Source organism: Stenotrophomonas sp. STEN038 (assembly GCF_056759895.1).
Map to the genome: position 1 here is coordinate 1 of NZ_JBRRDW010000060.1, position 24208 is coordinate 24208.

The 24208-nt window shown below is 63.4% G+C and carries 25 protein-coding genes; 14 read left to right on the forward strand and 11 right to left on the reverse strand.

The window, feature by feature from the left end; translation table 11 throughout:
- Positions 1–197: 197 nt before the first annotated feature.
- Positions 198–1019 carry a posphoenolpyruvate synthetase regulatory kinase/phosphorylase PpsR gene (ppsR, locus tag ACVOLS_RS18555; RefSeq protein WP_282272415.1) on the reverse strand — a complete coding sequence of 274 codons (822 nt, stop codon included), beginning with the start codon at positions 1017–1019 and terminating at the stop codon, positions 198–200.
- A 197-nt stretch (positions 1020–1216) separates the two neighbouring features.
- On the opposite strand from ppsR, the gene ppsA reads away from it, so the two are divergent.
- Complete coding sequence (gene ppsA, locus ACVOLS_RS18560) at positions 1217–3592, forward strand: phosphoenolpyruvate synthase (RefSeq protein ID WP_481546847.1); 2376 nt, start codon at positions 1217–1219, stop codon at positions 3590–3592.
- Between the two features lie 303 nt (positions 3593–3895).
- Here ppsA and ACVOLS_RS18565 read toward each other — a convergent pair whose 3' ends face one another.
- From ACVOLS_RS18565 to ACVOLS_RS18580, 4 genes are all read right to left on the reverse strand, one after another.
- Positions 3896–6166, reverse strand: a complete 2271-nt coding sequence (locus ACVOLS_RS18565) for a thiamine pyrophosphate-dependent enzyme (RefSeq protein WP_481546848.1) — start codon at positions 6164–6166, stop codon at positions 3896–3898.
- Between the two features lie 58 nt (positions 6167–6224).
- Positions 6225–6848 (reverse strand): glutathione S-transferase family protein, encoded by a 624-nt coding sequence (locus ACVOLS_RS18570; protein WP_481546849.1) that lies wholly within the window; start codon positions 6846–6848, stop codon positions 6225–6227.
- 93 nt (positions 6849–6941) lie between these two features.
- Positions 6942–7478 carry a GNAT family N-acetyltransferase gene (locus ACVOLS_RS18575; RefSeq protein WP_481546850.1) on the reverse strand — a complete coding sequence of 179 codons (537 nt, stop codon included), beginning with the start codon at positions 7476–7478 and terminating at the stop codon, positions 6942–6944.
- 282 nt (positions 7479–7760) lie between these two features.
- The gene (locus ACVOLS_RS18580) at positions 7761–8594 is read right to left on the reverse strand and encodes a glycine zipper 2TM domain-containing protein (RefSeq protein ID WP_481546851.1); all 834 of its coding nucleotides are present in this window, start codon (positions 8592–8594) and stop codon (positions 7761–7763) included.
- 177 nt (positions 8595–8771) lie between these two features.
- Between ACVOLS_RS18580 and ACVOLS_RS18585 the strand changes: the two genes are divergently transcribed.
- Both ACVOLS_RS18585 and ACVOLS_RS18590 read left to right on the forward strand, forming a co-directional pair.
- Positions 8772–8993, forward strand: a complete 222-nt coding sequence (locus ACVOLS_RS18585; protein ID WP_481546852.1) for a DUF6116 family protein — start codon at positions 8772–8774, stop codon at positions 8991–8993.
- A gap of 3 nt (positions 8994–8996) precedes the next feature.
- Positions 8997–9758, forward strand: a complete 762-nt coding sequence (locus ACVOLS_RS18590) for a TatD family hydrolase (RefSeq protein ID WP_481546853.1) — start codon at positions 8997–8999, stop codon at positions 9756–9758.
- Between the two features lie 161 nt (positions 9759–9919).
- Here the strand turns inward: ACVOLS_RS18590 and ACVOLS_RS18595 are convergent, their stop codons facing one another.
- Positions 9920–10711, reverse strand: coding sequence for a tRNA threonylcarbamoyladenosine dehydratase (locus tag ACVOLS_RS18595; RefSeq protein WP_481546854.1), 792 nt, complete (start codon positions 10709–10711; stop codon positions 9920–9922).
- Positions 10712–10841: 130 nt separating this feature from the next.
- Between ACVOLS_RS18595 and ACVOLS_RS18600 the strand changes: the two genes are divergently transcribed.
- Together ACVOLS_RS18600 and ACVOLS_RS18605 are read left to right on the forward strand one after the other, a co-directional pair.
- Positions 10842–11279: a cytochrome c gene (locus tag ACVOLS_RS18600; protein WP_481546855.1), complete on the forward strand. Its 438-nt coding sequence runs from the start codon at positions 10842–10844 to the stop codon at positions 11277–11279.
- Positions 11280–11390: 111 nt separating this feature from the next.
- Positions 11391–11888 carry a glycine zipper 2TM domain-containing protein gene (locus ACVOLS_RS18605; RefSeq protein ID WP_481508457.1) on the forward strand — a complete coding sequence of 166 codons (498 nt, stop codon included), beginning with the start codon at positions 11391–11393 and terminating at the stop codon, positions 11886–11888.
- Between the two features lie 72 nt (positions 11889–11960).
- Here ACVOLS_RS18605 and ACVOLS_RS18610 read toward each other — a convergent pair whose 3' ends face one another.
- Positions 11961–12170, reverse strand: coding sequence for a cold-shock protein (locus ACVOLS_RS18610; RefSeq protein WP_282271583.1), 210 nt, complete (start codon positions 12168–12170; stop codon positions 11961–11963).
- Positions 12171–12403: 233 nt separating this feature from the next.
- On the opposite strand from ACVOLS_RS18610, the gene ACVOLS_RS18615 reads away from it, so the two are divergent.
- The 3 genes from ACVOLS_RS18615 (at position 12404) to arsC (ending at position 14505) form a co-directional block, all read left to right on the forward strand.
- On the forward strand, positions 12404–12889 hold the full coding sequence (locus ACVOLS_RS18615) for a DUF456 domain-containing protein (RefSeq protein ID WP_481546856.1): 486 nt from the start codon (positions 12404–12406) through the stop codon (positions 12887–12889).
- Between the two features lie 122 nt (positions 12890–13011).
- Positions 13012–14151: a phospholipase A gene (locus tag ACVOLS_RS18620; protein WP_481546857.1), complete on the forward strand. Its 1140-nt coding sequence runs from the start codon at positions 13012–13014 to the stop codon at positions 14149–14151.
- Between the two features lie 3 nt (positions 14152–14154).
- Positions 14155–14505 (forward strand): arsenate reductase (glutaredoxin), encoded by a 351-nt coding sequence (gene arsC, locus ACVOLS_RS18625; protein WP_481546858.1) that lies wholly within the window; start codon positions 14155–14157, stop codon positions 14503–14505.
- A gap of 55 nt (positions 14506–14560) precedes the next feature.
- Here arsC and ACVOLS_RS18630 read toward each other — a convergent pair whose 3' ends face one another.
- A complete protein-coding gene (locus tag ACVOLS_RS18630; protein WP_481546859.1) occupies positions 14561–15073 on the reverse strand; it encodes a DsbA family protein in 513 nt (170 codons plus the stop codon).
- Between the two features lie 208 nt (positions 15074–15281).
- Here ACVOLS_RS18630 and ACVOLS_RS18635 point away from each other — a divergent pair, with 208 nt between their 5' ends.
- On the forward strand, positions 15282–16391 hold the full coding sequence (locus ACVOLS_RS18635) for a sterol desaturase family protein (protein ID WP_481546860.1): 1110 nt from the start codon (positions 15282–15284) through the stop codon (positions 16389–16391).
- A gap of 75 nt (positions 16392–16466) precedes the next feature.
- On the opposite strand, the gene ACVOLS_RS18640 is transcribed toward ACVOLS_RS18635, so the two are convergent.
- The 3 genes from ACVOLS_RS18640 to ACVOLS_RS18650 form a co-directional block, all read right to left on the reverse strand.
- Positions 16467–17102, reverse strand: coding sequence for a glutathione S-transferase family protein (locus ACVOLS_RS18640; RefSeq protein WP_481546861.1), 636 nt, complete (start codon positions 17100–17102; stop codon positions 16467–16469).
- A 286-nt stretch (positions 17103–17388) separates the two neighbouring features.
- Positions 17389–17694: a hypothetical protein gene (locus ACVOLS_RS18645; RefSeq protein ID WP_481546862.1), complete on the reverse strand. Its 306-nt coding sequence runs from the start codon at positions 17692–17694 to the stop codon at positions 17389–17391.
- Between the two features lie 92 nt (positions 17695–17786).
- On the reverse strand, positions 17787–19304 hold the full coding sequence (locus tag ACVOLS_RS18650; protein ID WP_481546863.1) for a fumarate hydratase: 1518 nt from the start codon (positions 19302–19304) through the stop codon (positions 17787–17789).
- 223 nt (positions 19305–19527) lie between these two features.
- On the opposite strand from ACVOLS_RS18650, the gene ACVOLS_RS18655 reads away from it, so the two are divergent.
- The 5 genes from ACVOLS_RS18655 to ACVOLS_RS18675 all read left to right on the forward strand — a co-directional run bounded on the left by ACVOLS_RS18655 (position 19528) and on the right by ACVOLS_RS18675 (position 24043).
- Positions 19528–20424: an RNA polymerase sigma-70 factor gene (locus ACVOLS_RS18655; protein WP_481546864.1), complete on the forward strand. Its 897-nt coding sequence runs from the start codon at positions 19528–19530 to the stop codon at positions 20422–20424.
- A gap of 36 nt (positions 20425–20460) precedes the next feature.
- On the forward strand, positions 20461–20910 hold the full coding sequence (locus ACVOLS_RS18660) for a carboxymuconolactone decarboxylase family protein (RefSeq protein ID WP_481546865.1): 450 nt from the start codon (positions 20461–20463) through the stop codon (positions 20908–20910).
- Positions 20911–20988: 78 nt separating this feature from the next.
- Entirely contained in the window at positions 20989–21633 is a 645-nt protein-coding gene (locus ACVOLS_RS18665; RefSeq protein ID WP_481546866.1) for a trimeric intracellular cation channel family protein, read from the forward strand.
- Positions 21634–21795: 162 nt separating this feature from the next.
- Positions 21796–22113, forward strand: a complete 318-nt coding sequence (locus ACVOLS_RS18670; RefSeq protein ID WP_481546867.1) for a BON domain-containing protein — start codon at positions 21796–21798, stop codon at positions 22111–22113.
- Between the two features lie 70 nt (positions 22114–22183).
- Positions 22184–24043 carry an ABC transporter ATP-binding protein gene (locus ACVOLS_RS18675; RefSeq protein ID WP_481546868.1) on the forward strand — a complete coding sequence of 620 codons (1860 nt, stop codon included), beginning with the start codon at positions 22184–22186 and terminating at the stop codon, positions 24041–24043.
- Positions 24044–24208: the final 165 nt, after the last annotated feature.

Consider the following 24208-nt stretch of genomic DNA (forward strand, 5'->3'; position numbering starts at 1 on the left):
GCAGAGGCTCTACCGGTCACGCCGCTGCCGAGCCATGCTCGGCACTACATGGGTTTGCCTGTAATGCCCCTGCCGAGCATGGCTCGGTACTACATGGGTTTGCCTGTAATGCCCCTGCCGAGCATGGCTCGGCACTACATGGGTTTGCCTGTAATGCCCCTGCCGAGCATGGCTCGGCACTACCGGCGATCCTTGGCTCAGAACATCTCGCGCTGCAGGCTCAGGGTACTCAGCACCTTGCTGGAGATCTCTTCGATGGAAGTGTGGGTAGTACTCAAGGTCGGGATGCGTTCCATGCGGAACATGGTCTCGGCGGCGGTGACTTCCCGCTTGCAGGTCTCGAAGCTGGCATAGCGCGAGTTGGGGCGGCGCTCCTGGCGGATCTGCTGCAGGCGCTCGGGGTCGATGGTCAGCCCGAACAGCTTGTTACGGTACGGACGCAGGCGTGGCGGCAGGCGATCCTGCTCCAGGTCTTCCTCGGTCAAAGGGTAGTTGGCCGCGCGAATGCCGTAATGCAGCGCCAGATAGATGCAAGTCGGGGTCTTGCCCGCGCGCGACACCGCGACCAGCACCACATCGGCCTCGTCGTAATTCACTGCGATGCCATCGTCGTGGCTCAGCGCAAAATTCATCGCGTTGATGCGGCGATGGTAGGTATCGAAATCCACCATGCCATGCGCCTGCCCCACCTTGGAATGCCTGGCCGCGCTCAGCTCCTGTTCCAACGGCCCGATGAATGGGGCAAAGACATCCAGGACCAGGGCTCCGCTCTCTTCCAGGATCAAGCCGAGGCTGGAATCGACACAGGAGCTGATCACGATCGGACGCACCTGGTAGCGCTCCCCGGCGGCCCTGATACGCGCCGCCGCCTCAAGCGCCTTGTCAGCATCGTCGACGAACGACATGCGATCGGTGACGAAACTGAAGCCATTGAACTGAGTCAAGAGACTGTGCCCAACGGTCTCGGCGGTGATGCCGGTGCCGTCAGAAACATAGAAAACCGGCCGGATTGCCGTCATGAAAGCTCCCTTCAGAGTGTGAACCTGACCACGGGTCAAGCGAGATGGCCTAGCCTGTCCCGAAAAAGACAAGCACAAGACAAAGTATTGTCACAAGCTTGTGCGGCTTCGGTGTGCACTGCATCATATTGGCTTCTTCCTACGGACGTGGCCATCCCAAGCCCGCCACGGGCGATGGCCTCAACGGAGCATCGCGCTTGAACGAGAATATCCTGTGGTTGCATGAGCTGCGCTTGGCCGATCTGGCCCGCGTAGGTGGCAAAAACTCCTCGCTTGGGGAGATGATCGGCAATCTAGCCGGTCTGGGGGTGTCCGTCCCCGGTGGTTACGCAACCACGTCCGAAGCGTTCAAGGACTTCATTGCCCATAACGACCTGTCCAAGCGCATTTTCGACAAGCTGGCCACGCTGGACGTGGAAGATGTCGCTGCCCTGACCGTTGCCGGCAAGGAAATCCGCAACTGGGTGATCGATGCGCCGCTGCAGCCGCAGCTGGACCAGGACATCCGCGCCGCCTACGAAAAGCTGAGCGCCGAAAACGGCGGCGGTGACATCGCCGTGGCCGTGCGCTCCTCGGCAACCGCCGAAGATCTGCCGGACGCCTCGTTCGCCGGCCAGCAGGAAACCTTCCTCAACGTGACCGGTGCCGACGACGTCGTGCACAAGGTCAAGGAAGTATTCGCCTCGCTGTACAACGACCGCGCCATCGCCTACCGCGTCCACCACGGCTTCAAGCACGAAGACGTGTTCCTGTCCGCGGGCGTGCAGCTGATGGTCCGCTCGGGCGTCGGCTCCTCCGGCGTGCTGTTCACCCTGGACACCGAGTCCGGCTTCCGCGACGTGGTGTTCGTCACCTCTTCGGTCGGCCTGGGCGAAATGGTCGTGCAGGGCGCGGTCAATCCGGACGAGTTCTACGTCTACAAGCCCAGCCTGCATGCCGGCAAGCCGGCGATCCTGCGCCGCTCGTTGGGTTCCAAGGCGATCCGCATGGTCTATTCGGACGTCCCGGGCGAGCGCGTCAAAATTGAAGACACCCCGGTCGAGGTGCGCAATACCTTCTCGATCAGCGATGAGGACGTGCAGGAACTGTCCAAGCAGGCGCTGGTCATCGAAAAGCATTACGGCCGCCCGATGGATATCGAGTGGGCCAAGGACGGCGTCAGCGGCAAGCTGTTCATCGTCCAGGCGCGCCCGGAAACCGTGAAGTCGCGCGCCAAGGCTACCCAGATCGAGCGTTATGCGCTGCAGGAAAAGGGTGAAGTCATTGCCGAAGGCCGCGCCGTTGGCGCCAAGATCGGCGCTGGCGTGGCCCGCGTGGTGAAGTCGCTGGACGACATGGCCCGCGTGCAGCCGGGCGACGTGCTGATCGCCGACATGACCGACCCCGATTGGGAGCCGGTGATGAAGCGCGCGTCGGCCATCGTCACCAACCGTGGTGGCCGCACCTGCCACGCCGCGATCATCGCGCGTGAGCTGGGCGTGCCGGCCGTGGTCGGCTCGGGCAATGCGACCCAGCTGATCGAGGACGGCCAGGAAGTGACCGTCAGCTGCGCCGAAGGCGATACCGGCTTCATCTACGCTGGCAAGCTGGCCTTTGACCGCACCACCACCGATCTGGGCAACATGCCGCCGGCACCGCTGAAGATCATGATGAACGTGGCCAACCCGGAACGTGCCTTCGACTTCGGCCAGCTGCCGAACGCTGGCATCGGCCTGGCCCGCCTGGAAATGATCATCGCCAGCCACATCGGCATTCACCCGAATGCGTTGCTGGAATACGACCGCCAGGACGCTGCCACCAAGAAGAAGATCGACGAGAAGATTGCCGGCTACAAAGATCCGGTGAGCTTCTATGTTGACCGTCTGGCCGAAGGCATCGCCACCCTGACCGCTTCGGTCGCACCGAACCCGGTGATCGTGCGCCTGTCGGACTTCAAGTCCAACGAGTACGCCAACCTGATCGGCGGCAACAACTACGAACCGCACGAAGAGAACCCGATGATCGGCTTCCGCGGCGCCAGCCGTTACGTCGACCCGAGCTTCTCCAAGGCCTTCGCACTGGAATGCCAGGCCGTGTTGCGCGTGCGCAACGAAATGGGCCTTGAGAACCTGTGGGTGATGATCCCGTTCGTTCGCACCCTGGAAGAAGGCCGCAAGGTGGTGGAAGTGCTCGCCGCCAATGGCCTGAAGCAGGGCGAGAACGGCCTGAAGATCATCATGATGTGCGAAGTGCCGTCCAACGCACTGCTGGCCGACGAGTTCCTGGAGATCTTCGACGGCTTCTCGATCGGCTCCAACGACCTGACCCAGCTGACCCTGGGCCTGGACCGCGATTCCTCGATCGTCGCGCACCTGTTCGACGAGCGCAACCCGGCGGTCAAGAAGCTGCTGTCGATGGCGATCAAGAGCGCTCGCGCCAAGGGCAAGTACGTCGGCATCTGCGGCCAGGGCCCGTCCGATCACCCGGATCTGGCCGAATGGCTGATGCAGGAAGGCATCGAGTCGGTGTCGCTGAACCCGGACACCGTGGTCGACACCTGGCTGCGTCTGGCCAAGCTGAAAGCCAATAGCTGATCTGGCTGTTGATGCATGAAAACAAAACCCCGCCTTGGCGGGGTTTTGTTTGTCTATGAGGTGACGACAGCTTCAGATGATTGTGGGAGCGGCGTAAGCCGCGAAGCTGGCAGTACCTGCAGGCATCCAAAAGCCAACCCCTCCCCAACCCTCCCCTTGGCTGCGCCAAAGGGAGGGAGCGCCGCTGTAGGAGCGGCGTAAGCCGCGAAGCCACAGGGCAATCAGGTCGCGGGCATGCTTGCGATTTCAGCATTGCCAGCTAAGCGGCTTACGCCGCTCCTACAAACAAGCCGCGCTAGCGGCTCATACCAACTCCGCAGCTGCCGCCACCACATCGGCATCACCTGGCAGCACCAGCAATGCCGCCCCCGCCAGCGGCGTATAGGTATCCACGCCAGTCACCCGGCGCAGCGGCACCTGCCCTTGGCCGGCTTCGACCAAGGCGGTAATCACGCCCTCGCCCACACCAGCACTCTGCCGGCCTTCGTCCAGCACGATGATGCGCTTCGCGCCCTTGGCCTGCTCGGCGATATAGCCGGCATTGAGCGGCACCAGCCAGCGCAGATCGACCACCCGCACCTTCCAGCCATGCTGTTCCTCGATGGTCCTGGCAGCACGCAGCGCCATCGGCACACCGTTGCCGTAGCTGATGATCAACAGATCATCATTACCTTCGCCGTAAACCCTGCCCTCGCCCAGCGCCAGTGTTTGATCCGGCGCCGGATACGGGAACAGCCATTGGCCATCGCCAGCAGCATGCAGGTCCTTGGTCATGTACAGCGCGATCGGCTCCAGGAACACGCATACCCGCCCGTCCACTTTTGCCAAGGCAGCAAGCGTACGCAGCATTGCCGCGGCATCATCGCCACGCGATGGGCAGCCAACTACCAGCCCGGGGATATCGCGGATGGCAGCGATCGAGTTGTCGTTGTGGAAGTGCCCGCCAAAGCCTTTCTGATAGCCCAGCCCGGCGATGCGGATCAGCATCGGGTTGCGATACTGGTCATTGGAGAAGAACTGCAACGAGCAGGCCTCGCCGCGCACCTGGTCGGCGGCGTTGTGCAGATAGGCCAGGTACTGGATTTCCGGCAGCGGCAGCATGCCCATGTTGGCGAAGCCCTGGGCCATGCCCAGGATCATGGTTTCGTCGAGCAGGGTATTGAACACCCGACGCGGGCCGAATGCCTTCTGCAGTCCCTTGGTGACGGTGTAGACGCCACCCTTCTGCGCCACGTCCTCGCCGAACAGCAAGGTCTCCGGATACTTGGCGAACAGATCGTGCAGCGCCTGGTTGATCTGCACAGCAAGGTGTTTGGCCGGCTGGTTCTCCGGCAAGCCAGCCTCGCCGCCGAACACCTGCAGGCGTCGTTCGCTGTAATCGGCGCGCGCCGCCTCGGCCTGCACCTTGTCCGGCGTATACGGCGCCAGCGGCGCGATCACATCCTGCAGCGCGGTCAGGCGCGGGCGCTTGTCGGCATCCTCGGCGGCGGCGAAGCAGCGCTGGCGAGTCTGCTCGTACAGAGCCAGCACTTCGGCCTTGTCCATCAGCCCGGATTCCACCGCAACCTGCGCCGAACGCAGCAGCGGATCGCCCGCTTCGACCGCGCACAACTCCTCCAGTGCGCGCCATTCAATCTCGAAATCGGTACCGGCATGGCCCATCAGGCGGGTGGTGCGCAGGTGCAGGAAGGTCGGCCGCCGCGTGCGCCGGCAATGCTCGACTGCACGCTGCACGTCGGCATAACCGTTGACCAGATCCAGACCGTCAGCATGGAAGTAATCCAGGCCCGGCCGGTGGCGGAAGCTTTCGGCGATCCAACCTTCAGGCGTCTTCACCGAGATACCGATGCCGTTGTCTTCGCAGACGAACAGCACCGGTGCTGGCAATTTCTGGAAACTGCTCCAGGCTGCCGCATTGAACGCGGTCTGCGCGGTGGCGTGGTTGGCCGAGGCATCGCCGAACGAGCAGATGGTGATGCTGTCATCGGGAATCGGCAGCCCATGACCCAGCCGCTTGCCGGCTTCAATCGCCATCGCCGTGCCCAGCGCCTTGGGCAGGTGCGAAGCAATCGTCGAGGTCTGTGGCAACACCCACAAAGGCTTGCTGCCCCACACCTTGTGGCGGCCACCGCTGGCCGGGTCGTCCTTGCTGGCCGCGAACGACAGCGCCGAGTCCATCACCGGGTCCATGCCCGGCAGCTTGCGGAAGCGCTCGGCCATGAAGCCGCCGGAACGGTAGTGCAGGAAGGCCGGATCGGTATGCCGGGCAGCGCGGGCCACCATGGCATTGCCTTCGTGGCCGGACGAGCCAATCGTGTAGAAGACCTTGTTCTGCACACGCAGCACGCGCGCCATCAGGTCCAGATGGCGGCTGATCAGCTGCGACTCGAACAGCTCGCGGAAGCCTTGTGCATCCAATGCACTACCGGGCAACACCGGCGCAGCAGGCTGTGGTCCCTGGTCTGGGCCAGGCGACAGCGCGCTGACGAATTCGATGAAGTTGGTATCGCAGATCTCAGCGCGGTTCAGGCCCTTCATGCGGGCCGGAATGGGATTCGGTACACGAGCAAACATGCAGACAGGCTCCACAGAAAACTGGTGAGACGACGGAATCAAGCATCGATGCGAAGGTTCAACCCGCGAGTATCGGCATGAAGCCGGGCTGGGCCTGCACGGCCTGCAGCCAGCGCTGGATCGCAGGGTAGGAAGACAGGCCAATGCCGCCGTCTTCGGCGACAGCGGTATAGGCAAACAAGGCGATATCGGCCACGCCGTAGTCAGCGCCGGTGAACCACGCGCTGTTTTGCAGATGGAGCTCCATCACCGCCAAGGCGTCATGGCCACGCTCGCGCAGCTGCGGCAGCTCAGCACGACGCGGTGAATCGGCCGGCGTCCAGATGCTGATGAAGCGTGCAACCGCGATGTAGGGCTCGTGGCTGTACTGTTCGAAGAACATCCAGGACAGCGCCTGCGCCCGCTGCCATCCATCACTTGGCAGATAAGGCGTGCCTTCGGCCAGCCAGAACAGGATGGCATTGGATTCGACCAGCACCCGACCATCGGCGCGCTGCACCAGCGGCACTTTTCCGTTCGGATTGAGCGCGAGGAACTCCGCGGTGCGGGTCTGGCCTTCGGCACTGTTCACCTCGACCCAGTCGTAACGTGTGCCCAACTGCTCCAGCAGCAACCGCACCTTGTGGCAATTGCCCGACGTGGACATGCCATACACCCGCAACCCAGCACCCGAAACACTCACTGATCCACTCCCCGCTGCTGATTGGCAGACGACAGTATCCATCTGAACGGATCAAGGGGCCTGCGGTAAAGCTGCGACCGCAGCAAAAATTTCTCAGCGCCGCGCCATCCACGCGTGCCGGGATTGCCCCCACACATCCACCTCGATATCGGCGGGCGCGGGCAATCGCGCCTGCCGCAGCAAGGTCGCACCCAGCTTCTGCGCCACCGCCACCGAACTGGTATTGGCCGGCACAATGGTATGGATCACTTCCTGCCAACCCAGCGCATCGAACGCCCAATCGACACTGGCCCGCGCCGCCTCCGGTGCGTAGCCACGGCCCCAGAACTCGGAGGCGATTCCCCAGCCCACTTCCGTGCCCGGCCAGCCATGCGGCTGCCAGGGCCCGACCCGGCCAATCCAGCGCCCGCTGCTTTTCTCGATCACCGAGAACATGGAGTAGCCGAGCAGCTGCCAGCTACCGGTCAGCGCCGCCAGGCTGCGCCATGCGACCGAAGGCGGTTGCACGCCGCCGAGATGCTGCATGGTCTGGGGATCGGCGCAGAACGCAGCGAAGGCCTCGAAGTCTTCGGCAGCCGGTGGTCGCAGCAGTAGACGCTCGGTTTCCAGTCGCAGGTCGAAAACACTCATCGCGGTTCCTGTGTGCAGGTAAACAAGGACGCCGAGCTTGCGCCTGCCACCCCAGCCGGTCAAACCGCCGATACCCGGCTGGTAACCATTTGTGGGAGCGGCGTAAACCACGAAGCTGACACTGTTCGCCCCCAAAAAGTGGTATTCGCGCGCCCTGATAGCGTGTGGGCTTCGCGGCTTACGCCGCTCCCACAAAACAATAAAAAATCCGATGCCAGAGGTCTGGCATCGGATTCCGGGTAGCTCAACTGCTGAAGAGAGCAGGTTTACGGCTTGCGATGGTTACTGGCGATTTGCCGCCGGCGCCATCGCCGCGGTCTGCGTCACCAGCTGACCGTCGATAACCGGCAGGCGATCGCTGGCCGGCTTGTCCTGCATGCGCACGGTCTTCTCCGCACCGTCGTAACGGTAGGTCACGTCGTAACCGATGGTCTGGTTGGCGTTGCCCAGCGACACCCGCTCACCCGGACGGCTGTCCATGCGCATCGTGCCGGTGCTGCCATCGGGCTTGCGGTAGCTGACGTTGTAGCCAGTGATGCGGCTGGACTCGGCGGTGCGCTGTTCGGTATGGCACTGGCGCTCGGTGCGGTTGACCACACGGCCGCCGACGTGACGCTTGTCGACCTGGTTGCCGATCAAGCCACCTGCGACGGCGCCGGCAGCGGTGGCTGCCTTCTTGCCGTTGCCGCCGCCGACCTGGTTACCCAGCAGACCACCAATGACCGCGCCGGCAACGGTGCCGCCAACGTTGCCGTCACGCTCGGGCAGGCGTTCCTGTACCACCACGTCCTCGCAGACTTCATGCGGGGTGCTGGAGGTGGAGGTTTCGCGGATCGGATCACTGCCGGTGACCGTGCCGTAGACACGCTCCTTCTGGGTTACCGGGGCTACCTTGAGCACGTCGGCATATTGCAGCTGCGGCTCGGCCGGGGTTTCCACCTTGCCGGTAACAGCGGCATCGTCCACCAGTGGCGAGCTGTCCAACACCGGGCGCGCGCCTTCCACCAGCGGTGCCGTGCTGGCCTTGTCGCGGCCCTGCATGAAGGCGGCAGTGGCGATGCCACCTACCAGCAACGCGCCGGCGGCAACCAAAACGGTCGTGGTTGTGCTCTTCATGATCTGTCTCCGTGCGGCTGCCCGCGTTTGTCTTGGGTGAATTCCAGCACGAGCTAGCTGAACAAAGCCCGGTATTTCTGTCACATCCCTATCGAAATCATTCAACTCGTCGCAATATTCAGCCTGCCACCCCCGATCCAACGGGGCAGTCTGAATCCCCCTTCATCTGGATACGCCATGTCGAGCATGATGTTGTCGCCATTCCTGGAATGGGCACGCAAGCTGCGCTACCCCACCCTGTTCAAGCTGACCGGTGCGCTGTTCGTCATCAGCATGCTGCTGCCCGACCCGATTCCATTTGTCGATGAGATCCTGTTTGGCCTGAGCACCATGTTGCTGGCCAACTGGAAACGGCGCAAGGATCCGGCCGAGCCGCCCATCCTGCCGGGCAAACGCTGAGCCGTGCAGCTGGTAGACAGCCACTGCCACCTGGATGCAGCTGAATTCGACGCCGACCGTGAGGCGGTGATCGCCCGCGCCGGCGCTGCTGGCGTGGGCATGCAGATCGTGCCGGCGGTGACCGCTGCCAGTTGGCCCAAGTTACGCGACGTGTGCGCTGCAGACACCGGGCTGCATCCGGCTTACGGCCTGCATCCCATGTTCTTGGTCGAGCACCGTCCCGAGCATCTGCAGCACCTGCGAGATTGGGTGGAACGCGAAAAGCCTTGCGCCATTGGCGAATGCGGGCTGGATTTCTTTGTCGACGATCTCGACCCGGCAGCACAGCGCATGTACTTCCAGGGCCAGCTTGAGGTCGCGCGGGACTTCCAGCTACCGCTGATCGTGCATGCGCGCCGCGCCCTGGATGAAGTGATCCTGCGCATCCGCCGGGTTGGCGGACTCAGTGGCGTGATGCACAGTTTTTCCGGCAGTCCAGAGCAGGCCAGGCAGCTATGGGATATGGGCTTCATGATCGGCTTGGGCGGTCCCATCACCTATACGCGCGCCAACCGGTTGCGCGGCCTGGTGACGCAGATGCCCTTGGAGTTCCTGCTGCTGGAAACCGATGCCCCGGATCAGCCGGATGCGGGTATCCGCGGCCAGCGCAATGAGCCGGCGCGGCTGCGGCAGATTCTCGATACTATCGCCGAACTACGCCAGCAGCCTGCGGCGGATATCGCAGCGCAGACCACGGCCAACGCAAAGCGGTTGTTCAATCTGTAGGAGCGGCGTAAGCCGCGAAGCTCGTACCGCCCCCCGCCGCCAGAAATTCCAGAATCACTGCAATCTTGGACTGCGTGCCTACGCTGGCTCAGAGAGATGCTCAGCTTCGCGGCTTATGCCGCTCCTACAAACCAACGCCGCTCCCACAAGTCCGCTCGTCTTTACGCGCGGTTCTTCAACAGCATTTCCAGGGCCTTGCCCACTGCCACGAACGCAAATGCGCCGGTGATATGCGTTGCCGCGCCCAGACCGCCGCCGCAATCCAGCTTCAGTGCCTCATCCGGGCCCAGGTTCGGGCGGATGCCGCAGACGCTGCCGTCAGCCTGCGGGTACTTCACGTTTTCCAACGAGTACACCGCCGGCACGCCGAAGTAGCGCTTTGCGCTCTTGGGGAAGTTGAACTCGCTGCGCAGCTTCTTGCGGATCAGCGCCATCATCGCGTCATGCTCGGTCCGCGACACGTCGCGCACCCGCACCAGGGTTGGATCGGTACGGCCACCAGCAGCGCCGATGGTGATCATCGGCAGCTTGCGGCGGCGGCACCAGGCAATGGTTTCCACCTTCACCCGGAAGCTGTCGCAGGCATCGATCACCAGGTCAAAACCACGGTCCAGCAACTCGGCCATGTTGGCCGGGGTCAGGAACGACTCCACCGCCTCGACCTGGACATCCGGATTGATCGCACGGCAGCGCTCGGCCATGGCCAGCGCCTTGTTGCGGCCATACTGCCCTGCCATCGCCGGTAGCTGCCGATTGGTGTTGGAGACGCAGATATCGTCGGCATCGATCAGGCTCAAATGGCCGACCGCCGAGCGCACCAGCGCCTCCACGATCCACGAGCCCACCCCGCCCATGCCAACCACCGCGACCTTGCAGCCGCTCAGGTGGGTGATGGTGCCGGCCCCGTAAAGCCGGTCGATACCGGCAAAGCGCTCACGCAATTCTTCTTTCATCGGCGCATTTTACGGCTTGCCCAGGCCCTGCGGTGAGTCGGCCAACAGCACCATGACATGGGCTTCGCTCGCGCCGCTGCATAATGACTGGGAGTCGAACCCTTTTGCCACGTAGCCTGGAGCCAACGCAATGTCCGACCCTGCACCCACCCGTCCCGCGTCCAAAGTCTCGCGCTACCTGTTCGTCCTGCTCGCCGGCCTGCTGATCGGGGTGATTGCCACCGTGATGGGCATGCGCGCCATCCAGGCCCGCCAGGATCACTTCCCGGACAGCCTGATGACGGTCATGGCCAAACAGGCCCAGTTGCTGGGCGAGAGCCAGAAACAGAATCGCTGCAGTGTCACCGACAGCACCCCGCGCCTGCAGACCCTGCGCGCACTGGCCAACGATCTGGAAACCGCCTTCCCCGGACTGCGTGATGACGAGCGTTTCCAGCAACACGCCAGTCGCTATCGCGCCACCTTGAACGATGCACTGGCAAAGCCGCCGGCAGATTGCGCGGCACTGGCTGCTGCGGTGCAAAAAATCGGCAGTGACTGCAAGTCATGCCATCAGGATTTTAAATAAACAAACTGCGTTTTCACCTGTGATTGGCCCTCCATTCACATGCAAAACCGCAGGATCTTCGCCGCGGGTCACTCAGCTGTACCCACTTTCAATCTGGCAAGGAGAAACACCATGAAGATCCAACTGATCGCTGTAGGCGCAATTGCCAGTCTGGCGCTGGCCGGTTGCGCCACCTCCCCCGGTTACGGTGGTGGCTACAACAACGGCGGCTACAACAATGGTGGCAACTACGGCAACAACAACGGCTACAACCAGAACCGTTGCACCGACTGCGGCATCGTCACCCGCATCGATACCGTCGCCTCCGGCCGCACCGCGCCCAGCGCTACCGGCGCCATCCTCGGCGGCATCGTCGGCGCCGTGGCCGGCCATGAGATTTCCGACAAGACCGGCGGCAGCAAGGGCAACCAGAACATCGCCGCCGTCGCAGGCGCCGTTGGTGGCGCCATGGCCGGCAACAAGATCCAGCAGAACGTCACCGGCAACTCGTATGACATCCAGGTGCGCATGGACGATGGCCGCGTGATCGTGGTCAACCAGAAGGACCTGGGCGGGATCCGCGAGAACACCTATGTGCGCGTGGTCAACGGCCGTGTGGTGATCCGCTGAGCCGCTACCGTTAGCGCTGACGAAGAAAGGCCCGCTTGCGCGGGCCTTTCTTTTGGCTGCACTGCCGCCGGATCAGGCCGGCTGTACGGCGTCAGCCTGCAGGCCCTTCTGGCCCTGCACAACGGTGAAGGTGACCTTCTGGCCTTCCTTCAGGCTTTTGAAGCCATCGGTCTGGATGGCACGGAAGTGCACAAACACGTCCTCACCATTTTCGCGGCTGATGAAGCCGAAGCCCTTGGCGTCGTTGAACCACTTGACGGTACCGGTTTCGCGATCAGACATCTCGACTTACTCCCTGTAGCTCTTTCGTTTGATGGTTACGCCCGGTGAGGCGGCTGGTTGCAAGGAGGAAGCGAGGTGCAACGATGCAGCAAATCCTTGGATCTACCCATCAGGCCACGATTCACGGTGACCTTGCCAAGCTCAGCGGCTGCAACTTAACTCGGGGCTAAATAAATTGCAACACCGGCACATGCATTAAAGTCAACCCCTATACGACCCCCCTCAGAGTAACCATGGACTATTCATTCATCTTCTATCTGGTCGGCGCCCTGCTGGTCCTGGTCGGCATAGCCGGCATCATCCTGCCGGCGCTGCCGGGGGTACCGCTGGTCTTCGTCGGCCTGCTACTGGCGGCCTGGGGCGATGGATTCGACCGGGTGGGCTGGCTGCCACTGGTGGTATTGGGCGTACTGACCGTCATCTCGATCATCGTGGATGTGCTCTGCACCATCGCCGGTGCCAAGAAGGTGGGCGCCAGCAAGCAGGCCCTGATCGGCTCGGCGATCGGCACGGTGGTCGGCCTGTTCTTCATGCCCATCGGCCTGTTTGTGGGCCCGTTCCTGGGCGCGCTGGGCGGCGAATACCTGCATGGCCGCCAGCTCGGCCAAGCCACCAAGGTTGGCCTCGGCACTTGGCTGGGCATCGTCCTTGGGGTCGCACTCAAGCTGGGCCTGGCGATCGCCATGGTCGGCGTGTTCGCTATTGCCTGGTTCTTCTGAGGGCCGTCGTAACGCCACCTCGACCTGGGAATCACCGACAATCCCCAACTTGCCACAGCTGCCGGCGCGCAATTCCCCCGATTGCCCCGGCCCGGCCACCCCACCGCGACCGGATGGAACCCATGCGAAAACAAGCTCTTCCCCAAGCCCTGCTGCTCATCCTGAGCGGCGCCAGCGCTTCGGCTCTTGCGCAGGAATCGATGCCGACGCCGGCCTCACCGCAGGCCTGCTTCGCGCTTGAGACCGATGCCACCCGCTTGGCCTGCTACGACAGCGCACTAGGCCGCACCGCCACCGATACCCGTGCCGCCGATGCCGCGGCAGCCGCCGCTCTGCAGGCGCGCAAGGAGGCCAAGGCCACCGCCAAGGAGCTGGACGAGCCGCTGCCGCGCCGCAATGAGCTGTTCGCGCATGACGAACTGGATTCTGCTGCCGCCAACGCTGGCCGTGGCTCCCTGCTCGACAGCCGCTGGGAGCTGGCCAAGGACTCCAAGTTGGGCTTGTTCCAGCTGCGCGCCTACAAGCCGGTGTATCTGCTGCCTGCCTTCTGGAGCAGCAAGCCCAACGAGATGCCGCACTCGCCCAACCCAAACAACACCGTCACCCAGGCCGAGGAACTGGAAAGCACCGAGCTGAAGTTCCAGCTCAGCTTCAAGACCAAGGTCACCGAGAACCTGTTTGGCGACAACGGTGACATCTGGGTCGGTTATACCCAGAGCTCGCGCTGGCAGGCCTATAACAGTGAGCTGTCGCGCCCGTTCCGCGAGACCAACTACGAACCGGAAGTGATGCTGACCTTCCGCAACGGCTACTCGCTGTTCGGCTGGAACGGGCGCATGACCGGCATCAGCCTCAACCACCAATCAAATGGCCGCAGCGATCCACTTTCACGCAGCTGGAACCGGGTGGTGATGAACGTCGGCCTGGACCGTGAGAACTGGGCCATCATGCTGCGCCCCTGGTACCGCATTCCGGAAGGTCGCCGCGACGACAACAACCCGGACATCGAAGACTACATGGGCCGTGGCGACGCCACCCTGGTCTACAACCGCAACGGCCACGAGCTGGCCATCACCGGCCGCCACTCACTGCGCAGCGGCGACCGCGCGCATGGTTCGCTGCAGGTGGATTACGGCTTCCCGATCAACAAACTGCTGCGCGGCCATGTGCAGGTATTTGATGGCTACGGCGAGAGCATGATCGACTACAACCACCGGGCGACCTACATCGGCGTCGGTGTGTCGCTGCTGGAGTGGTTCTAAGCAATGAAAGCGACCATCTGGCATAACAACCGCTGCTCCAACTCACGCGGCGCGCTGGCGCTGCTGCAGGAGGCCGGTGTCGACGTCGAGGTGATCAATTACCTCGATCACCCACCTTCGCCCGCACAGCTGCGCACGCTGTTGGACGCCATGGGCATGCCGGCCCGGGACCTGCTGCGCAGCAAGGAGGCGGCCTACGCCGAACTGGGACTGGCCGCCAAACTCGACGACGAGGCCGCACTGATCGAGGCCATGAGCCAACACCCGACGCTGATCAACCGCCCCATCGTGCGTACCGCCAAGGGCACGGCCTTGTGCCGCCCGCCGGAGACCGTGCTCAGCCTGATCGGCTGAGCCACGTTATCTGCAGCACCTGCCCTGGCGCCGCATTGGGCTGCGCCGGACAGCCTCAGTTGTGCTTCGCGCTGGCCTGGACGATAGCGTCGTAGAGCTCTTCGAAGCTTTGCCTGGGCTGGAACAATTCGCCATTGATGAAGAAGGCCGGCGTGCCTGTGACGCCGCTGCGCATGCCACTTTCAATATCACGCTGGATACGCAGCAGATGGTTGTTGTCATCCATTGCTGCAGCCAGGCCTTCTTCCGGCAAGCCCAACTCACGCATCAACTCACGGTAGACCACCTCACCCAGCTGCTGCTGGCTGCGGAACAAGGCGTCATGCGCCTCCCAGAACTTGCCGTGGGCGGCGGCGTACTCGGCGGTGATCGCTGCAGGCAAGGCCTGTGGGTGCGCCTGCACCAACGGGAAGTTGCGGAACACCAGGCACAGCCCATCGCCAAAGCGCTGCTGCAGGCGCTTGACCAAGGAGAACGCCTCGCCGCAATACGGGCACTGGTAGTCCGCGTACTCAACCAATACGACTGCAGCATCCAGATTGCCCTGGATGTGATCAGTCGCGCTCACCGGAACCGTCAATCCACTCATCCATCCACCCCAGATCATTCCCGGAAAGGCCACCTTACAAGCACATGGCGTGCCTGCGCCTGATGCAGATCAAGCTACCGGCATACGTGCGCAGCCAGCGTGAAGCAGGCCTTCACTGGCTCCCGTACCACTTCCCCCGTTCAGCAGACACGGGCAGAATCGCTCGATCAAAGACAGGAAGTCCGCAATGGCCCGTACCCACCGCTCATTCTTTGCCTACAGCTCCGCGCTACTCGGCGTATTGAGCCTGCTGGCGGTCGCCTGCTTCCATTTCCCCGAACTGCTGACCAGCCGCGAGTTCCGAGCGGTCTACAACGAGCAGTTTGCCCGCCATCTGCTGCTGGTGGGTTTGGCAGCGGCTTTCATCATGGGCACGGTTGCAATCCTGCGCGATCGCAACAAGCGTATCGCCACCCTGGGCGTGGGCACGGCAACCGTGGCGGTATTGCTTGGCGGCACCAACGTGCAGTTCGATGCCATCGGCAAGACCCCTTACTCGCTGGGCCTGGATTGGTTCGTGCTGTCGCTGTTTTTCTCGGCACTGGTGTTCGTGCCGCTGGAACGCTACCTGGGCAAGCGCGCGCTTTCGCCGTTGCGTCCCGGCTGGCGCACCGATGTGGCGTATTTCTTCATGAGCCACGTGCTGGTGCAGTTCATCCTGATCCTGGTGACTGCTTCCACCTCGACCATCGCCGGGCTGGCGGCCTTCCCCTCTTTGAAGGCCGCCATCCAGTCACTGCCAGTGTGGGCGCAGTTCCTGATCGCGGTCTTCGTCGCCGACATGGCACAGGCACTGCTGCACCGCGCGTATCACAACATCCCCTGGCTCTGGCGCTTCCACGCCGTGCACCACTCCAGCCGGCACATGGATTGGCTGGCCGGCTCGCGGGTGCATTTTGTCGAGATCGTACTGACCCGCAGCGCGGTGCTGCTGCCGCTGCTGATCCTCGGCTTCTCGACTTCGGCGGTGAATGCCTACGTGATCCTGGTCGGCCTGCAGGCGGTGCTGGCACATGCCAATCTCGGCATCCGCTTCGGTTGGCTGGAATACCTGCTGGTACTACCGCGCTACCACCACTGGCACCACGCCCGGCAGCAGGAATATGTGGACGTCAATTACGCCATCCATCTGCCGCTGGTGGACATGTTGATGGGCACCTTCAAGCTACCGCGCGATCAAGCCCAATGGCCGCAGGAGTACGGCGTGATGAAGCTGGAAACCGTACCGAACGGCATCATCAAGCAACACCTGATGCCGTTCCAAGGCGGACGCAAGTTCGAGGATCACGTCGACTGAGCGATCCGCCCCGGCTCTTGCAGGAGCGGCGTAAGCCGCGAAGCCACAGTCGCCTGCAGCTTCGCGTCACCGCACTCACAACCAATCGTTGATCCCCTCGCGCCGATAAACCTCGGCAAACGCCGGCCGAACCTTCATCCGCGCCGCATGCGCAGCCAGCACCGGCCAGCTGTCGGTGGGACGCGGCATGTTGCGGCTCCAGCGCATCAACATCGTCAACATGAAATCGACGACGCTCAGCTGGTCGCCCAGAACGTAGGGGCCATGCGCACCCAGGTGATCGGCCATCTGCTGCCAGGCCGCTTCCAACTGCAGCCGGGCCCGCTGCTTCACTTCGTCTGCATGCGGCTCACCCGCAGGCTCCTGCGGATAGAACCAGGCGCGATAGGCCGGCATCAAGGTGTACACGCAGAAGCACATCCAACGGTAATAATCGCCACGCGCGGCCGTACCAAGCGCAGGCGCCAAGCCCGCGTGCGGATGCAGATCGGCCAACTGCATGGCGATGGCAGCAGACTCGGTCAGCACCTGCCCCTCGATGATCAGCGCAGGCACGCGCCCGGCAGGATTGATCGCCAGGAACTCCGCTGACTTCTGCTCGCCACGCTCAAAATCCAGCTGGCGCAGCTCATGCTCAATGCCGAGTTCAAGCAAAAGCCAATGCACCACCAACGACGCGGTGCTTTGCGATCCGTACAGAACAACTGACATGCGCTGGGTACCCGGCTGGAAAAACACATTCTAACCAGGCCAGACACAGCACTTGTAGGAGCTGCGTAAGCCGCGAAGCTGATGAACCAACCGCTGCAGCAACAGCAAAGATCAAAAGCACCCCTCCCCAGCCCTCCCCTTGCCTGCGGCAAAGGGAGGGGGTAAATGCCGCGCCGCCGTGCTTGTGTGGGAGCGGCATAAGCCGCGAAGTTGATTGATGCCTTCCCGGGAAAGCCTCTGCCGAGCGTGGCTCGGCACTACAGGTTCGCCGCAGCTATCGGCTGGTTCAGTTGCAGCTGTTCATGCAGCCGTTCAAACGCTCACCACATACAGCTGCGGCTGACCGGTTCTGGCAGAACGCCTGTGAGGTCTGGCAGGCACCGCGCAGGTCGGGATTGGTGATCTTGTCGCACTGGTTGTTACGGTTTGCTTCGCCGCAATCACCGTAGCTGCGAGGATTGGCGTTGCAGAGCTCATACGCTTTTTGGCAATAGCTGACGCAGGCTGCAGGGTCATTGCGAGGCGCGTCGCCCCAGCCTCCACCACCGCTCGCGCAAGCGGCGAGCAAGGACAACACCACAAAAGCCAGCATCCATTGGAACCTGCGCATCGAACCATCCCTGCAAACGACGACGGCCCGAGCATAGCCCGGGCCGTACTTGCATCACCAGCGACAGCTGCCGATTACTCGACGATCACCGGAATCTTGCCGATGCGTGCCTGCCATTCGCGCGGACCGGTCTTGTGCACCGATTCGCCGGTGGAGTCGACCGCCACGGTCACCGGCATGTCCTGCACGGTGAACTCGTAGATGGCTTCCATGCCCAGGTCGGCGAAGCCGACCACCTTGGAAGCCTTGATCGCCTTGGACACCAGGTAGGCCGAGCCACCAACCGCCATCAGGTAGGCCGACTTGTTGTCACGGATCGCCTCGATTGCAGCCGGGCCGCGCTCGGCCTTGCCGACCATGCCCAGCAGGCCGGTCTGCTCCAGGATCTGGCGGGTGAACTTGTCCATGCGGGTTGCGGTGGTCGGGCCGGCCGGGCCAACCACTTCGTCACGTACCGGATCAACCGGGCCGACGTAGTAGATGAAGCGGCCCTTCAGGTCCACCGGCAGCTGCTCACCCTTGTTGAGCATCTCAACCATGCGCTTGTGCGCGGCGTCGCGGCCGGTCAGAAGCTTGCCGTTGAGCAGCAGGGTCTGGCCCGGCTTCCACGCAGCCACTTCTTCCGGGGTGATGTTGTCCAGATCGACGCGGGTGCCCTTGGATGCGTCGTAGGTCAGCTTGGGCCAGTCTCCCAGCGACGGCGGGTCCAGCATCACCGGGCCACTGCCGTCCAGGGTGAAGTGCGCGTGGCGGGTAGCGGCGCAGTTCGGGATCATCGCGATGGGCAGGTTGGCGGCGTGGGTCGGGAAATCCTTGACCTTGATGTCCAACACCGTGGTCAGGCCACCCAGGCCCTGTGCGCCGATACCCAGCGCGTTGACCTTCTCGTACAACTCCAGGCGCAGCTCTTCGGCTCGGTTGCAGGCACCACGGGCCTGCAGATCGGTGATGTCGATCGGCTCCATCAGCGATTCCTTGGCCAGCAGCATTGCCTTTTCGGCAGTGCCGCCGATGCCGATGCCGAGCATGCCCGGCGGGCACCAGCCAGCGCCCATGGTCGGCACCGTCTTGAGGACCCAGTCAACAATGGAATCGGATGGATTGAGCATGGCGAACTTGCTCTTGGCCTCCGAACCACCGCCCTTGGCGGCGACTATCACATCGACCGTATTGCCCGGCACCACCTTGACGTTGACCACACCCGGGGTGTTGTCCTTGGTATTGGTGCGCTTGCCAGCCGGGTCAGCCAGCACCGAGGCGCGCAGCTTGTTATCCGGATAGGCGTAGGCGCGGCGGATGCCTTCGTTGGCCATGTCCTCGACGCCCATGGTGGCGTCGTCCCAGCGCACGTTCATGCCGATTTCCAAGAACACGGTGACGATGCCGGTGTCCTGGCAGATCGGCCGATGGCCTTCGGCGCACATGCGCGAGTTGATCAGGATCTGCGCGATGGCCTCTTTGGCCGCCGGCGACTCTTCGCGCTCATAGGCAGCGGAGAGGTTCTTGATGTAGTCGACCGGGTGGTAGTACGAGATGTACTGCAGTGCGTCGGCGACGGACTGGATGAGGTCTTCCTGCTTGATCGATGTCACGGGCTTGCTCGCTTGCTGAAGGCTGGCGGGGGTTCAGCCGCCCATTTTACGCCTTGGAGCCGCACAGTGCTGCCCGCCCTTGGTTGTAGGAGCGGCGTGAGCCGCGAAGCCGGGCATCTGTCCGTCCACCAGCTTCGCGGCTCGCGCCGCTCCCACAACAGCCGGGGCTTGTTCAGGCAAAGTGGCGCTGTCACGCCAGCCCGCCCTGCGCCGTCCTGCCCGTATGAACGCCGAAACCATCTTTCAGACCCACCGCCCGCGCCTGCTGGCACTGGCCTACCGCATGCTGGGCAGCCGCGCGGACGCCGAGGACGTCCTGCAGGACGCCTGGCTGCGCTGGGCCGGCAACGATACCGCCGACATCCGTGACGCCGAGGCCTGGCTCGTCACCGCCACCACCCGGCTCAGCCTGGACCGCCTGCGCGCGGCAAAGCGCGAACGCCAGCGCTACGTGGGCCCGTGGCTGCCGGAACCTTTGCAGGTCGAACTGGCAGCGGACACCGCAGCCGACCCGGCGCAGATCCACACCGTCGCCAATGAAGTCTCCTTCGCCTTCCTGACCTTGCTGGAACAGCTCAGCCCGGATGAACGCGCCGCCTTCCTGCTGAAGGAGGCCTTCGACCACGACTACCGCCAGATCGGCAGCCTGCTCGGTCACAGCGAGGCCAACTGCCGGCAACTGGTACGCCGGGCCAAACAGCGCCTGCAGACCGGTGCACCGCGCTTCCAGCCAGCGCCCGCACAGCATCGACAACTACTGCAGCGCTTCATGGAGGCCGCACAGCGCGGTGACAGCCCAGCCATCCAGGCGCTGCTGCACGCCAACGCTACACAACTCTCCGACGGTGGCGGCATCGTCACCGCAGCGATTCGTCCGCTGCTGGGCGCCGAGCGCATCGGTCGCCTGTACTGGGCCATTGCCCGCCGTGGCGCCGCGCTGCCCGCACAGCTTGGCTACGTCAACGGCGAGCCGGCGATCTTGCGTTTTGCCGAAGGCAGGCTGGCCTCGTTCACCACCATCGAAGTGGTGGATGGGCGCATCGCCGCCCTGTACAGCATGCTCAATCCGGAAAAGTTGCCGTTGCTTGTCACGACCGACATCGCTGGCGCGTCCTTGTAACGAAAGACGGCCGTGGTGGCCGTTTGGAGAAACCTGATGTCCGCTACTACTTTCCCGCGCGTGCCCTATGCCCGCCTCGCCGCCGATGCTTTCAAGGGCCTGCTTGCCACCAGCAAGGCCGTGCATGACAGTTCGATCGAGCACGAACTGCAGGAGCTGGTGTTCCTGCGCGTATCGCAGATCAACGGCTGCGGCTACTGCATGGACATGCACGCCACCGCACTGCGCAAGGCCGGCATAGAACCGCGCAAGCTCGACACCCTGCCGGCCTGGCATGAGAGCCGCTTCTTCGATGAGCGCGAGCGTGCCGCGCTGGGCTGGGCCGAGGCCATGACCCGGCTGCCAGACGGCGCGCCCTCGCAGGCTGCTTTCGACGCGTTGAGGCCGCATTTCGATGACAAGGGCATCAGCGATCTCAGCATGGCCGTGGCGGTGATCAACGCCTGGAACCGGCTGGGCGCGAGCCTGCTGCCGCCGCTGCCCTGAGCTGTTTAGTAGTTGAAGGCCATCTTTCCCGAACCGGACTGATGGCCGCGGCCCGCGCCACACCGCACAATACGGCGCATGGGAACTCTCGTACTTATCCTCGACCTCATCGGCACCTTCGTCTTCGCCCTGTCCGGGGCAACGATGGGCGTGCGCCGGCGACTGGATATCTTCGGCGTGCTGGTGCTGTCGTTCGCGGCGGCACTGGCCGGCGGCATCACCCGCGACCTGCTGATAGGCGCTACCCCCGTGGCGGCGATCAGCGATTGGCGCTACCCGGCGATTACCTTGGCCGCTGGCGTCGTCACCTTCTTCTGGGCGCCGCTGATCGAGCGCATGCAGTACCCGGTGCGGATGTTCGATGCGATGGGGCTGGCCTTGTTTGCCGTGGCCGGTACGCAGAAGGCACTGGCCTATGGGATTGATCCGCCAATGGCGGCTGCGCTGGGCATGTTGACCGGCATTGGCGGCGGCATTGCCCGTGATGTGTTGTTGGCGCAAGTACCGCTGGTGCTGCAGGCCGAGTTGTATGCGGTTGCGGCCTTGGCTGGCGCTGCGGTGGTTGCGGTGGGTTACTGGCTGGGATTGCCGCCGCTGCCTTGTGCCTTGGTTGGTGCTGGGCTGTGCTTTGGCCTGCGGATGATGGCGATGCATTTTGGTTGGCATCTGCCGGTGGCCTTGCAGTCGTCGGAGCCGCCGCCGCCGGAAGGGCCGCGTAGTTAGAGCACCCCTTCCCGGCCCTCCCCTTGCCTACGGCAAAGGGAGGGAGCGAAGCCCCAGCCCTCCCCTTGCGGCAACAAGAGGGAGCAAAGCCAGGGCCTCTGGTAACACCAAACTCACACTACATCGGCCATCGTGGACGTCCCGTTTCAACAGGACCCAATCATGTCCGCAGAACGCTCCGACACCCTGATCGGCGATGACGTCGTCCGTACCCTTGGTCAACAATCCGAGACGTCGCAGGTGCTGGTCCAGGTCAAAGACGGTCAGGTGACCCTGTCCGGCGATGTACCCAGCACCGATGCGAAGCACAAGGTCGAGACCGTTGTTGCGGCCATCGAAGGCGTGCACAAGGTGATCAATCATCTCAACGTCGACAGTGGCAAACGCTCGTTCGGTGCCGCCGGCGAGGCTGTCCGTGACAACCCAGATGGTCGCGACGATGCGCAAATGGGCGATATCGACCTCGGCAAGGACGGTTGAGTCCACTGATGCACCGAGGGCAGTGCATTTGCGGGTAACCTGAACCCGCACCTCGCCGCTTGAGCCACACATGCCACACCCCGAGCCCGCTGCCGCCAAGAAACCCAGCTTCCGCGAGCGCGTGGATGCGATGCGCAACCTGCCGCCCTTCCTGCGGCAGGTGTGGCAGACCAGCCGCTGGCTGACACTCGCCAGTCTCGGCCTGCGCCTGGTCCGTGCGTTGATGCCGGTGGCGATGCTGTATGTCGGCAAGCTGATCATCGATGAAGCGGTGCGCCTGGCTGGTGCTGGTCCAATGCCGCCGCTGGCAGAGGCGTTCTCCAGCGGCCATCTCAATACCCTGCTTGAGCTGCTGTTGCTGGAGTTGGCCATCGCGATCGGCTCGGACCTGCTTGGCCGGCTGATCAACTACGCCGATTCGCTGCTTTCCGAGCTGTTCACCAACGCCACCAGCGTGCGCCTGATGGAGCACGCCGCCGAGCTCGATCTGGAAGATTTCGAAGACCCCGACCTGCAGGACAAGCTCGACCGTGCCCGCCGCCAGACCATGGGCCGCATGAGCCTGATGAGCCAACTATTCGGGCAGGTGCAGGACACCATCACCGTCATCAGTTTTGCCGCCGGTCTGATCGTCTACGCCCCATGGCTGATCGCCCTGCTGGCGATTGCCTTGATCCCGGCCTTCATCGGCGAGTCGCACTTCAACACGCTGGGCTATTCGCTCAACTTCAGCTGGACGCCCGAGCGCCGCCAGCTTGATTACCTGCGCCAGGTAGGCGCCAGCGTGGAAACGGCCAAGGAGGTGAAGATCTTCAACCTCAACCGTTTCCTGATTGATCGCTACAAGCTGCTGGCCGAACGCTTCTACAAGGCCAACCGCGCACTGGCCCGCAAACGTGCGATCTGGGGCACGCTACTGGCCGCCCTGGGAACGCTTGGCTATTACGCTGCCTATGGCTATATCGCCTGGCGCACCATCCGCGGCGACTTCAGCATCGGCGACCTGACCTTCCTGTCCGGCAGTTTCCTGCGCCTGCGCCAGTTGCTGGAAGGCCTGCTCACCGGCTTCTCGCAGGTCGCAGGGCAGGCGCTGTACCTGGATGACCTGTTCTCGTTCTATGCCATCGAACCGGAGATCCGCTCGCGTCCGGATGCCATCGCCATACCACGGCCAATCCGCGAAGGCTTCGTGTTCGACAACGTCGGCTTCCGCTACCCCGATGCCGAGCGCTGGGCGGTACGCAACCTCAGTTTCCACCTGCAGGCGGGTGAAGTGATTGCGCTGGTCGGCGAGAACGGCGCCGGCAAGACCACCCTGGTCAAGCTGCTGGCACGCCTGTACGACCCGGACGAGGGCCGCATCCTGCTCGATGGCCGCGATCTGCGCGACTATGACCTGGATGACCTGCGCGCCAACATGGGTGTGATCTTCCAGGATTTCGTGCGCTACCACCTGTCCGCAGGCGAGAACATCGGTGTCGGCCTGGTCGAATCGATGTACGACAAGGACCGCATCCAGAATGCGGCGCGGCGCGCGCTGGCCGATGAAGTGATCGACGCCCTGCCCGCTGGCTACGACCAGTTGATCGGCCGCCGCTTCAAAACCGGCGTGGACCTGTCCGGTGGCCAGTGGCAGAAGATCGCCATCGCCCGCGCCTATATGCGCGACGCACAGGTGATGATCCTCGATGAGCCGACTGCAGCCTTGGATGCGCGTGCCGAGTTCGAGGTGTTCCAGCGGTTCAAGGAGCTCTCGGACAACCGCACTGCCGTGCTGATCTCGCACCGCTTTTCATCGGTACGCATGGCCGACCGAATCCTGGTGCTGGCCGACGGCCGCATCGAGGCCAGCGGCACCCATGAGGAGCTGATGATTGAAGGTGGCCGCTATGCGGAGCTGTTCGAGCTGCAGGCGGCAGGCTACAGGTAGCAAACTGTAGTGCCGAGCCATGCTCGGCAGGGGCTTTACCGGCAAAGGCCAAAGCTGCCCTCACCCCAACCCCTCTCCCGCAAGCGGGAGAGGGGCTAAAGCGCAGTGGGGCGGGCCGCGGCCGGGGGGGGGGGGCGCAGGAGACACAAAGCCCGAGGCGGGGGG

Bases quoted from the DNA above. Each gene is read 5' to 3' on its own strand.
- ACVOLS_RS18600 (WP_481546855.1), top strand. From the start codon at position 10,842: ATGTCCGACCCTGCACCCACCCGTCCCGCGTCCAAAGTCTCGCGCTAC.
- ACVOLS_RS18580 (WP_481546851.1), bottom strand. From the start codon at position 8,594: ATGAAGAGCACAACCACGACCGTTTTGGTTGCCGCCGGCGCGTTGCTG.
- ACVOLS_RS18615 (WP_481546856.1), top strand. From the start codon at position 12,404: ATGGACTATTCATTCATCTTCTATCTGGTCGGCGCCCTGCTGGTCCTG.
- ACVOLS_RS18595 (WP_481546854.1), bottom strand. From the start codon at position 10,711: ATGAAAGAAGAATTGCGTGAGCGCTTTGCCGGTATCGACCGGCTTTAC.
- ACVOLS_RS18565 (WP_481546848.1), bottom strand. From the start codon at position 6,166: ATGTTTGCTCGTGTACCGAATCCCATTCCGGCCCGCATGAAGGGCCTG.
- ACVOLS_RS18665 (WP_481546866.1), top strand. From the start codon at position 20,989: ATGGGAACTCTCGTACTTATCCTCGACCTCATCGGCACCTTCGTCTTC.
- ACVOLS_RS18640 (WP_481546861.1), bottom strand. From the start codon at position 17,102: ATGTCAGTTGTTCTGTACGGATCGCAAAGCACCGCGTCGTTGGTGGTG.
- ACVOLS_RS18610 (WP_282271583.1), bottom strand. From the start codon at position 12,170: ATGTCTGATCGCGAAACCGGTACCGTCAAGTGGTTCAACGACGCCAAG.
- ACVOLS_RS18605 (WP_481508457.1), top strand. From the start codon at position 11,391: ATGAAGATCCAACTGATCGCTGTAGGCGCAATTGCCAGTCTGGCGCTG.
- ACVOLS_RS18585 (WP_481546852.1), top strand. From the start codon at position 8,772: ATGTCGAGCATGATGTTGTCGCCATTCCTGGAATGGGCACGCAAGCTG.
- ACVOLS_RS18670 (WP_481546867.1), top strand. From the start codon at position 21,796: ATGTCCGCAGAACGCTCCGACACCCTGATCGGCGATGACGTCGTCCGT.
- ACVOLS_RS18620 (WP_481546857.1), top strand. From the start codon at position 13,012: ATGCGAAAACAAGCTCTTCCCCAAGCCCTGCTGCTCATCCTGAGCGGC.
- ACVOLS_RS18635 (WP_481546860.1), top strand. From the start codon at position 15,282: ATGGCCCGTACCCACCGCTCATTCTTTGCCTACAGCTCCGCGCTACTC.
- arsC (WP_481546858.1), top strand. From the start codon at position 14,155: ATGAAAGCGACCATCTGGCATAACAACCGCTGCTCCAACTCACGCGGC.
- ACVOLS_RS18675 (WP_481546868.1), top strand. From the start codon at position 22,184: ATGCCACACCCCGAGCCCGCTGCCGCCAAGAAACCCAGCTTCCGCGAG.
- ACVOLS_RS18645 (WP_481546862.1), bottom strand. From the start codon at position 17,694: ATGCTGGCTTTTGTGGTGTTGTCCTTGCTCGCCGCTTGCGCGAGCGGT.
- ACVOLS_RS18655 (WP_481546864.1), top strand. From the start codon at position 19,528: ATGAACGCCGAAACCATCTTTCAGACCCACCGCCCGCGCCTGCTGGCA.
- ppsR (WP_282272415.1), bottom strand. From the start codon at position 1,019: ATGACGGCAATCCGGCCGGTTTTCTATGTTTCTGACGGCACCGGCATC.
- ACVOLS_RS18575 (WP_481546850.1), bottom strand. From the start codon at position 7,478: ATGAGTGTTTTCGACCTGCGACTGGAAACCGAGCGTCTACTGCTGCGA.
- ACVOLS_RS18660 (WP_481546865.1), top strand. From the start codon at position 20,461: ATGTCCGCTACTACTTTCCCGCGCGTGCCCTATGCCCGCCTCGCCGCC.